At 73.2% G+C, this 10,675-nt stretch carries 8 protein-coding genes; all 8 read right to left on the bottom strand.

The window, feature by feature from the left end:
• Positions 1-1,454: ABC transporter permease family protein (locus tag HSO01S_RS05730; protein WP_157078931.1), on the bottom strand; the 1,454-nt coding region annotated here is incomplete at its 3' end.
• A gap of 170 nt (positions 1,455-1,624) precedes the next feature.
• Entirely contained in the window at positions 1,625-2,056 is a 432-nt protein-coding gene (locus tag HSO01S_RS05725) for a YciI family protein (protein WP_066039586.1), read from the bottom strand.
• 36 nt (positions 2,057-2,092) lie between these two features.
• The gene (locus HSO01S_RS05720; protein WP_066039585.1) at positions 2,093-4,945 is read right to left on the bottom strand and encodes a fibronectin type III domain-containing protein; all 2,853 of its coding nucleotides are present in this window, start codon (positions 4,943-4,945) and stop codon (positions 2,093-2,095) included.
• A 286-nt stretch (positions 4,946-5,231) separates the two neighbouring features.
• Positions 5,232-6,263: a hypothetical protein gene (locus HSO01S_RS05715; RefSeq protein WP_066039584.1), complete on the bottom strand. Its 1,032-nt coding sequence runs from the start codon at positions 6,261-6,263 to the stop codon at positions 5,232-5,234.
• Entirely contained in the window at positions 6,260-7,177 is a 918-nt protein-coding gene (locus tag HSO01S_RS05710) for a heme ABC transporter ATP-binding protein (RefSeq protein ID WP_084361339.1), read from the bottom strand. The genes HSO01S_RS05715 and HSO01S_RS05710 overlap by 4 nt, the downstream gene beginning before the upstream one ends.
• Entirely contained in the window at positions 7,174-8,223 is a 1,050-nt protein-coding gene (locus HSO01S_RS05705; RefSeq protein ID WP_066039634.1) for a FecCD family ABC transporter permease, read from the bottom strand. Before HSO01S_RS05705 ends, HSO01S_RS05710 begins: the two co-directional genes overlap by 4 nt.
• A 113-nt stretch (positions 8,224-8,336) precedes the next feature.
• A complete protein-coding gene (locus tag HSO01S_RS05700; RefSeq protein ID WP_066039635.1) occupies positions 8,337-9,461 on the bottom strand; it encodes a heme/hemin ABC transporter substrate-binding protein in 1,125 nt (374 codons plus the stop codon).
• Between the two features lie 124 nt (positions 9,462-9,585).
• The gene (locus HSO01S_RS05695; protein WP_066039583.1) at positions 9,586-10,647 is read right to left on the bottom strand and encodes a DsbA family protein; all 1,062 of its coding nucleotides are present in this window, start codon (positions 10,645-10,647) and stop codon (positions 9,586-9,588) included.
• Positions 10,648-10,675 lie beyond the last annotated feature (28 nt).

Here is a 10,675-nt window from a genome sequence, read left to right as displayed (position 1 = left end):
CCGCCCGCCCCTGCTCCACCAGCGCCCGCCCCGGCGCCGGCGGCGAGCTCGAGCTGCCAGACCGCCAGCCCGGCGACCACCGCGAGCACGGCCACCGCCGCGCCGGCGACGACGGTTCCGGCGGTGCGGGGGCGGCCTGAGCGCTCGGCGGCATCCGCTCGCACCCCCGCCACCCCCGAGGCCACGAGCACCGCGACCGTGCCCACGCCGAGCGCCGCGACCGTGATGAGGATGGCGGGCGTCACGAGCACTTCCGGCGCGAGGGCCGCCGGGCCGCCGCGCAGGAGCCACGCGATGCCGAGCCCGAGCGCGGATCCGACGACCCCGGCCGGAACCGTCACGAGCACGCCCTCGACCGCGCTCCACCGGGCGAACTGGGCGGGAGCCGCTCCACGCGCCGAGAGCAGGGCGTCGGCGGAGCGGCGTCGGCCGGCGAGCAGCCCCGCAAGGCGACTGAGCCCGATGAGCGCGAGAACCCCGACGAGCACGGTCGGCACGAGGGCGAGCGACTGGGCCGAGGTCATGCCGGTGCGGGCGCGGGTGGCGGTGGCGGAGAGGTCGCCCGTGACGGTGAGGCCCGCGGAGGTCGTGTCGCCCCGGAGGGCGATCGCGCCGGCGATCCCGGTGCGGTCGGCGGCTCCCGGTAGCGCCTCGACCTCGCTCGCCGTCAGCCCGCCCGCCTGCCCGCCGGCGGCGGGCACGGTCACCGTCCACCGCGTGGTGGCCGAGACGGGGAGGGCGAGCAGGTCTGACTCCGAGACCACGAACGGCCCGGCCGCCCCGGCCTGCGAGCCCGACGCCGGCCCGGGCTCGCCAAGCCAGACGGGGTCGAGGGGGTCGGCGGCCCGCCACGTGCCGACGACCGTGAAGGATGCTCCGCCCGACCCGAGCGCGACCGGCGAACCGACCGCGAGCCCGAGAGCCGCGGCGGCGTCCGCCTGCACGACGACCGAGCCAGCGCCACCCGAGCCACCCGAGCCGGCGCCGCCCGCGCTGCCGTCGAGCCAGCTGCCGCTCACGAGAACGGCGTGGCTCGCGATCGTCTCGTCGGCCAGCAGCACGGCGCTCGTGGGGGACGAGGGAGAACCAGAACCAGAACCAGAACCAGAACCAGACTCCGACGCCGGGAGGGCGAGCGGCGTCGGCTGCGTCTCGACCGTGCGGGTGACGGCGACCGGGATGCCGGCGAAGCGATCTGCGAGGGCCGCGCGCACCGAGCCGTCGAGACCCGGCGCATCCGGAGCAGGCGCACTCACCCGCACGGCCCCCGCCGGGCCGGCCGCCGAAGCCACCACCGCACCAGCCGCCTCGACCGTGGCGGAGGCGACGACCGCCGTCATCCCGCTCAGCACCGCGCACGCGAGAAGCACCACGGCGGCGATCGTGACCAGCAGGCCGGCGTCGGCTCGCGAGCGCGCCGCCCGGAGTCCGCCGGGGCGGCCGCTGATTCGCATTGGACCATTATCAGCGCACGCCGACAGCTGTCGTGTTCACCCCGGGCGGGGCTATGACCGCCCTGATCAGTGGCTCGGCGAATCGTATGCGGACCCTGAGAACGCTCTACGAGGGCACGGGCGAGAGCGAGCCTGACAACGAGGGACCTGGCTGCCCGGATCCCGCTGATCTAGAGCGCCGACGACCCCTCCTGCTCGGCGCGCCACCCCTCCTCCTTCTTCACGAACTCGTTGTCGGCGAAGTCCGTGAAGTCGCTGGCATCCGTGATGCGCCGCACCTCGAGCTTCTGCCCGGGGGTGAGGGGAGCGCGTACGGCCCACGCGAGCGCGTCCTGCTTGGATTCCGCCTCGATGATCCAGTAGCCGTTGAAGAGCTCGCGCACCTCGCCGTACGGGCCGTCGGTCACGACCGGGTCGCCGTCGGTGAACTCGACCACCTGGCCGTCGCCGGCATCCGTCAGCCCGTCACCGCCCCGCAGCACACCGGCCGTGATCATCGACTCGTTGAAGGCGCCCATCGCGTTGATGACCTGCTCGAAATCGAGGCCTTCGACGGCTCGGAGCGACTCGGCGGTGTTGCGCATGATGAGCATGTATCTCATGAGTGTCTCCTGATCGACGGGGGCTGTCGTCTCCCACTATGGCTTACGAGCGCCCGTGCGCCCCAGCACCCCTGCGCCCGTGCGTCCCAGCACCACGAGTCCGCCACCGACTCCGGTGACGACGACCACCATGCCGAGCGCGCCGATGAGCACGAGCAGCAGCATCAGCTCGGTCGCGCTCAGCCCCACGGATGCCGCGGGCGACTCCACGAGCACCACCGAGCCGGCGGCCGCGCTCGCCGACGAGGCGCGGGTCGCACCCGCATCCGCCGTCGCCTCGGCGGGCGCGACCGCCGGCACGGGCGGACGCACCCCCTTGACCTTCAGGGGAACCCGAGTCGGCGGCCGCACGACGGCCGGCACCTTGGCCGGAGCGGCCTCCGGACCGGTCGCCACCGGGGCCGCCGGCACGACGAACGAGGCCGCGTCGTAGCCGACCACGAACGGCTGCGCGGGCTTCGCCCCATCCGCCTGCCCGCCGCTGGAGTACCAGTACGATGCCTGACCGGTGGCGGCCTGGAAGTCGATGAAGCTCTGCGGGAACGACCCCCAGTCGGCCCCGGTGCGCACCTGCGCGGTGCCGCCGCCGGTCTCGACGGCGACGCCGCGATAGTCGGGCGTGACCGTGAACCCCTCGGGGCCGACCTGCACACCGCTGAAGGTGGCGAGCGTGACGGTGCGCTCGGGGATGGCCTGCCACTTCGACAGGTCGTCCATGTCGGTGCCGAAGCCGCCGGCGGTGGCGGTGAGGATGCCGGTGCCGCCTTTCACGGTGAGTACCGGGTCGCTCAGGTACCAGAACGCCATGCCGCCGTAGTAGGCCACGGTGACGTCGCCGTCCCAGCGGATCACCGCGGAGCCGGCGGCCTGTTCGACCTGTCCGGTTCCGCCGGTCATCACGAACTGGCTGCCGCCGTAGGGGGTCGCGGTGCCGGCGCTGAGGGGCGCGCCGGTGCGGTCGAGGCACTTCGTCGACCAGTCGGCGGGCACGTAGCGGCCTGCAGCATCCGGCTTCTGGATGCTCACGGTGTCGGCGGTCGCCGCGTAATCGCCCGGCTCGAAGACGCGTGAGTGGCCCGGATCGGGGGTCTTGCCCGCCGAGAGGAAGTTGCAGCCACCGAAGTAGGCGCCGTTGTTCGCCTCGTCGTTCAGGCCCCAGCGCAGCACGGCGTTCTCGAGCGGGGTGACGCCGGCGGTCGAGGGCACGATCTGGATGCGGACGGCGATGGATGCTCCGCCCGCGGGGGCCGGGTCGCCCTCGAGTTCGGCGTCGGTCACGAAGAGCAGCCAGTGCGTGCCAACGGGGAGACCGCGGGTGGGGAAGGAGTGGGGTTGGGGGGTGGTGGGGGTGCCGTCGGTGCCGATGCCGGTGACGCTGGCCGCGAAGGTGCCGTCGCCGTACCACCAGGCCTCGCCGCTCTGCGCGGTCGTCCAGGGGAGGGTGACCGACGCATCCGAGCCCTGCTCGACGGTGACGACCGACGGGGCCTCGGCCAGGGTGCCGGCCGCGACCGCGGCGGCGAGTGCGGCCCGGTCGGTGAAGGCCGGCCTGCGGCTGCCGGGATCCGAGGCCGCGGGCGTCGTGACGGAGGCCCCGAAGTCGGAGAGCTCGCCGACCCCGTTCGCGTTGATCGCAGCCACCCGCACCGAGTAGCGCGCGCCAGGGGTGAGCCCAGCGAACCGTGCCGTGGGGGCGGTATCGCCGGTCGCATCGGCGGGGATGGTCTGCACGAGACCGACGCCGGCCTGGTGCAGCTCGACGCGGTAGCCCGTGATCGGGGCGCCGCCCGTGTAGCGGCCGGTGGTGGGCGTGCCGGTCCAGGTGAGCACCCGGGCGGAGGTCGCGACCGGAGCCGGCGGGACGTTCGCCCACTCGGTGAGCGGTGCGCGGGATCCGAGCGTCTGGGCCGCGTAGGCCTCCGACCAGGCCGGAACGGCGCTCGCCGCCGAGCTCGCGCGGAACCGCTTCACCCCGTCGACCTCGTCGTAGGCCACGACGGCGGCGAGGTACCGGCTCGATCCCTCGAGGCCGGTGAGGGTGGCGGTGGTGGTGTCGCCGACGTCGAAGGATGCGGTGACGAACGCCGCCGCCGTCGCCGCGAGCTGGTCGTGGCGTCGCTCGAGCACGCGCACGACGTACCCCGCGGGTGCGGGGTCGCTCGCGACGGCTGTGTCAGTGCCCAAGACTGCGCCCGGCGCGGGGGCCGGGCCGTTGGAGGGTGCTGCGGGCCAGGTCGCCGTGAAGCCATCGGCGGTGGGGGAGGACAGGGCGGGGGTGCCGGCGCGCGACGACGAGCGGATGCCCGCACTCGCCTCGGGCAGCGCGAGCGGATCGCTGACGAGGGCGTCGGGGAGAGCGCCCGCGCCGTCGAGCGGCGTCACCCGAGCGGTGACTGTGGCCGAGCCGAAGGCGACGCCCTCGACGCGATGCCGGGTGGCGTTCGCGCCGACTTCGACACGGGCGACCAGGGTGTTCGAGTTCGTAACGCTACGGCCGGCGAACAGCTCGACCCGGTAGCCGAGCGGGGCGGTTCCGTCGCGCGGAGCCCACGCCACCTCGATGCCGAAGTCGATCCCCGCGGGGTCGCCCGCCAGCAGCACCTGCCCGGCGGCGGGAGCGAGTCCCGCCTCCCAGGTCGACGCGGGAAGGGGCGTGGGCGCGATCGGCCCGACGCTGCCGGTGGGGGTGCCGGTAGCCGTGCCGGCGTCGGCGGAGGTGGCAGCGGATGCTGATGCCGCCGACCCAGCCACGTCTTCCGCTCCCGCTCCGGACGCCGACGTGCCGGAGGCAGCGCCGGTTCCGCTCGCAGGCTCACTCGAAACGGATGCGGGCGTCCCGCCCGGGTCGCCCGCGGCGACGCCCGGTGCGGCGGCGGTGGGCGAACCCATGCCACCCGTCTGAGCAGAAACGGAATCGCTTCCGGACGCATCGACGACATCGTCCTTACCGGAAGCGGGCCCAGAACCATCGTCCTCGGCCGGCGCAGGCGAGGGTGTCGCGCCGCTGGCGGCCGCACCCGGATCTGCCGGAGGGACGCCGGTGTCGGAGGTCAGCAAGCCCGCGTCGGGCAGGGTGCTGTCCGCATATGCCGCAGAAGGCATGAGCACTCCACCGCCCACCAGAGCGACGACCAGCGCACCGCTCGCGAGCGCAGTCCCCATCCGAGCTCTCATGTCAGGCCTGGCTCTCAGTGCCGGCGGGACCGGCATCGCCGGCCGGGGCTGCACCCGCCGGGGCGGCGCCCGCCGGCGCGAGGACGCGCCTGCGCGAGCTCAGCACCGCCCAGACCAGGAAGCCGATCGCCGCGATCGCCAGCAGTCCGACGCCGCCGACCGCACCGAGCAGGATGGGCACGAGGTTGCCGTCGGTGGGAGCCGCCGCCGGGGCGGCGATGATCGTCGTCGAGACCGGAGCCGGCGCGGCATCCGCCACCTGGGCATCCGCCGCCTCGGCGGCGGCCTGCGCGTCGGCGTCGGCCTGCGCCTGAGCGGCGGCGGCGGCAGCGGCGGCGGCAGCGGCTCCGGCATCCCCCGCCCCACCGGCAGTCCCGGCACCCGCGGCAGCGCCCGCGCCGCCCGCACCCGAGTACAGATCCTTGAACGTGATCGGCGTGAACGTCTCATTACTCGGGCTCACCACGCCGTGCGCCCCGATCGTGATGATCCCGCACTGCACCGACAGGCAGTCGACCGTGGTCACGTCGCCGTTGCGGCCGTACGACTCGAAGCTCGAGCCCGGGATGCGCATGGTCGCCGACCAGGATCCGTCGGCCGACATCTCCCCGCCGTTCGCCGCGGACTCGGTCGACGATCCGGGAAAGCTCACGAACAGCTGGTACCCGACCGGGTTGGTCTCGTCGTCGTAGACGTAGCGGTAGGTGGATCCGGTGGCGCCGCCCTGACTGGGCGCCCAGGCCCCGCCGTCGACCCAGCCGAAGAACACGTACAGCCCGCCGAACCCGCTCGGCACCGACTGGAACCCGCTGCCCGACACCGCCACCTCGGTCAGGTAGCTCGGGTCGGCCACCCCGACGAGCTCGGGCTGACCCACGACCGAGACGCTCACGCGGCCGGCCGCCTCCGCCGCCGGAGCCGGCGCCGCGGCGACCGATCCGACGACGGCCGCGCCCAGCACGCCGAGCGCCAGCAGCGCGCGCACCCCCGAGCGGCGGGCCGGCCGGGAGGTCATCGAGGCGGGGCGGTTCATGGTGTCTCCTTCGAGGATTCCCCCGGCTCCGCGACGCGCGCGGCGGAGGGCTGTCGGATGGGCAGGATGATGGCGGTCCCGGTGACCGGATGCCGCATGACCTCGACCGGCAGGTCGTAGACGCGGCTCAGCAGCTCGCCTGTGAGCACCGCATCCGGTGCCCCGTCGGCGACGACGCGGCCGTCGTGGATGAGCACGATCCGGTCGGCGTAGGCGGCGGCGAGCGAGAGGTCGTGCAGCACCACGACCACGCAGTCGCCGGCCCGGGCGCGGTTGCGGGCGATGCGCAGCACGTCCTCCTGATGGCGGAGGTCGAGCGCGGCGGTGGGTTCGTCGAGCAGCAGGATGCCGGTCTCCTGCGCCAGGATGCGCGCGAGCGACGCGCGCGCCCGCTCGCCGCCCGAGAGCGAGGGCAGAGGCCGCGACTGGAAGCGGGTGGTCTCGGTGAGCGCGAGCGACTCGTCGACGACCCGGTCGTCGTCGGCGTCGCGGGGTGTGCCCTGCCAGGGCGCCCGCCCCATCTCGACGACCTCGCGCACGCTGAACGGGAAGAACACGCCGTTCTGCTGCAGCAGCACGGCTCGGCGGCGGCCCAGTTCCTTCAGGCTCCAAGCGCCGAGGGGCCGTCCGGCGATTTCGACCTCGCCGCCCGTGGTCGCCTGGTCGCCGGTCACGACCGCGAGCAGCGTCGACTTGCCGGCGCCGTTCGGCCCGATCAGGGCGACGACTTCGCCGGGGGCCGCGTCGAAGGACACGTCCTCGAGGATGCTCGCACCGCCGATCTCGACGCTCGCACCCCGCACGCGCAGCGCCGGCGCGGTCACCGAGGCGACGCCGGCCGACGCCGCATCCGTCGTCTCAGCCGAAGCAGCACCAGGTGAGGCAGCACCCGCTGCGTACCGAGCGCCCGTCATCCCCAGCCCCCCGCCTTCTTGCGCGTGCGCCGCAGCAGCCAGAAGAAGAACGGGCCGCCGATCAGTGAGGTGAGCATCCCGATCGGCAGGTCGGCCATCGGCACGGCCGTGCGCGCGACGAGATCGGCCGAAACGAGCAGCACCGAACCGCCGAGGGTCGAGGCGATCAGCAGGGGAAGGTGCTTCGGGCCGATGATCATGCGCATCAGGTGCGGGATGACCAGACCCACGAACGCGATGATGCCGCAGAACGCGACGGCCGCGCCGGTCAGCAGGGCGACGAGCACGATCGACGCGATCCGCAGCAGCTCGACGTTGACCCCGAGGTGCCGGGCCGCCTTCTCGCCGAGCGAGAGCAGGTCGAACCGCCGCGAGAGCGCGAATGCGACGACCAGGCCCACGACGACGACGGGGAGCACGACCAACACGTCCTGCCAGCGGGAGCCGTTGAGGCTGCCGAGCTGCCAGAACACGATCGCCTCGCGCGACTGCGTGTCGGCCAGGAACATGAACAGCGCCAGCCCGGCCCCCGCGAACGCGTTGACCGCGATGCCGGTGAGCACGAGCGTCACGACCTCGGTGCGTCCGTTCGCGCGGGAGACGAAGTAGACCAGCAGGGTCGCGACGAGCCCGGCCAGGAAGGCGGCGGCCGCGATGGTCCAGTCGCCGAGGAAGTTAAGTCCGAACACGATGCACGCCGAGGCCCCGAGCGCGGCGCCCGAGCTCACGCCCACGACCCCCGGTTCGGCGAGCGGGTTGCCGAAGATCGCCTGCATGATCATGCCCGCGGCGGCCAGTGCGGCGCCGACCAAAATGGCCATGGCGACGCGGGGGAAGCGGATGGTCCAGAGTGCGCTGTCACCGTTCGGGTGCGAGGGCAGCGGCCAGATCGTGATGCCGACCCGGTGCAGGATCGAGCCGAGCACCTCGTCGGGCGCGATCGCGAGCTGCCCGGTGCCGGCTGCGACCAGCGAGACGCCCACAAGCAGCACCGCGAGCACGGCGAAGAGCACGACCTTGCGACCCGGCCCGGATCTCTTCGGCAGTGGATCGACCGCCGCCTCGAGACCGGCGGCAGCGGACGACGACGTCGACGCCACCCCCGCTGCCGGTGCCGATTCCGGTCCTCGCGCCGAGGCCCGCCCCGGTCTCGTCGCCGTCACCCGACGGCGCCCGAGGCGTCGGGGGCGTAGATCGCCCGCGCCAGGGCATCGAGCACGGGAGCCGTGCGCGGGCCGAAGCTCATGATCTCGTAGTCGCTCATGTCGACGATGCGCCGGTTCTGGCCGGCCGGGGTCTCGGCGACCGCCGGGATCCGCTCGAGCAGCCCGTCGACCCCGCCGACCGACTCGAGCCCGTTCGTCATCATCAGCAGGATGTCGGGCTGCGCCTTCACGAGCGCCTCCGCGGTCATCGGCCGCATGCCTTTCCAGCCGATCTCGCCGGCGACATCGATGCCGCCGAGCGCGCGGATCAGGGTGTCGGCTCCCGACTCCTCTCCGAAGATGTAGTACACGCCCGCGTTGCCGCGCACGTAGAGGAAGAGGATGCGCGGGCGATCGGCGGGATCAGCCGGCGTCACCGCGGCGATCGCGGCGACCTCGGCCTGGATCTCGCCGTTCACCCGATCGGTGAGCGCCTGGCCTTCGGCGGGCAGCCCGAGCGCGGAGCCGACCAGGCCGACGATCTCGCCGACGTTGTCGAGGTTGCGCTGGGGGGTCGTGACGACGACCGGGATGCCGGCCTCGCGCATCTGAAGCACGACATCCCACGGCCCGATCGAGGAGTCGGTGATGATGACGCTGGGGTTCAGCTCGAGGATGGCCTCGGCGTTGAGCTCGTGCCCGTTCTGGGTGACGAGCGGCAATTCCTCGGCGCCGGCGAAGCTGGTGGAGGTGTCGCGGCCGACGACGTTGCCGCCGAGACCCAGGCCGTAGACGGTGGCGGCGAGCGATCCGTAGATGTCGAGGGCCAGGATGCGGCTGACGTCGGTCACGGTGACCTCGGTGCCCTGGTTGTCGGTGACGGTCGCCGGCAGCGTGGGCTTCACGGCGTCGGCTATCGGCGCGATCCCGGTGTCCTCCAGGCAGGCCGTGGTCGCACCCGAGTACGACGACGGGTCCGGCGTCAGGGGCAGGTCGGCCAGGGCGACGTCGCTCGAGGCGCACTGGGCGGCGGGGGTGCCGGCGGCGGAACTCGTGCAGGCGCCGAGGCCGGCGGTCACAGCGAGGGCGATCCCGAGGGCGAGCGCGGCGCGGAGGCGGGAGATGGCTGACGAGGTCATGGATCCGAACTGGGCGAGGGCGGTCACGGGCCGTGTCCGGCCGCGCGAGAACGCCTCGATCCTAGTTAGGTAAGGCTAACCTAGTCAATTCTCCGGGAGGGGATGCGGGCCCTCCGCGGCCCTGCTACTGGCCGGTCGGGGCGGTCCCGTCGGTGCTGCCGGCACCGGTTCCGTCGGTGGTGCCGGTTCCGTCAGTGGGAGCCGTGCCGGTTCCGTCCGTCGTGCCGGTCCCGTCGGTCGGAACGGTTCCGTCGGTCGGAGCCGTGCCCGTCCCGTCGTCCGTCGCGCCCGATCCGTCGTCGCCCGTGTCCGCTCCGCCGGAGGCCGCCGTGAACACGTCCGTGATGAACGTCGACAGCGCATCCGCATCGTCGAGCGCGCCGGTGTAGGCCGTGCCGTCGACCACGAGCAGCGGGACGGTCGCGAGAGCCGTGACGTCCGAGTTCGGGATCGACGCCTTCGCACGGTCGGTCGCATCCGTCACCCAGTCCGAGAAGTCGTTGCCGCGGATGCACGACGACACCGCGTCGTTCTTGACCCCCGCGGTCTCGACCAGCCCGACCAGGTCGTCGTTGCTCAGCCCGCCGTCGGGCAGGGTCTTCTGGGCCGTGACCAGGGAGTTGTGCACCGCGAGCACCGCATCCGGCACCGTGTTCGCCACGCAGGCCACGGTGTTCGCCGCGCGGGCGGCGTAGCTGTCGGCGCCCTCGAGCGCCACCGGGTGCAGCTCGAGGCTGGCGTACCCGGCCGAGACGTACGACTGCAGCGAGGCGCCGTTCGTGGTCTCGAAGGTGGCGACGTCGGGGCTGGAGTAGTCGACGTACTCCGTCATCCTGAGCACCGTCGAGGTGTCGAGGTCGTTCGCGACCGGCTGCGCGTCGGGCTGGATCGCGGCCGTCTTGGTCGCCGTCACGTTCGTGCCGTCGCCGGTGAAGAGGATGCCGTCCGAGAGCATGTTGAGCGGGCCCACGAAGGTGGCGCGGATGCTGTTGAACACCACCAGCCCGACGATCGCGACCACGGCGACCGCGGCCACGACGAGGCTCGAGACGAGGATGACGCGGTTGCGCTTCCGGCGCTTCCGGTCCTCTTCGCGCTTGATCCGGTTCAGCTCCCGGTTGAGCGCCTGGCGGTCCTTCTTCGAGAGGCCGTCGTAGATGCTCTTGTCCGAGGTGGCGGGGCTCATACCGGGGATGCTCCTGTCGTGCGGGCGG

The sequence above is a fragment of the Herbiconiux solani NBRC 106740 genome (assembly GCF_001571005.1).
GTDB lineage: Bacteria > Actinomycetota > Actinomycetes > Actinomycetales > Microbacteriaceae > Herbiconiux > Herbiconiux solani.
The sequence above is the reverse complement of the archived record's forward strand: the minus strand, read 5'-3'. Positions and strand labels throughout refer to the sequence as shown.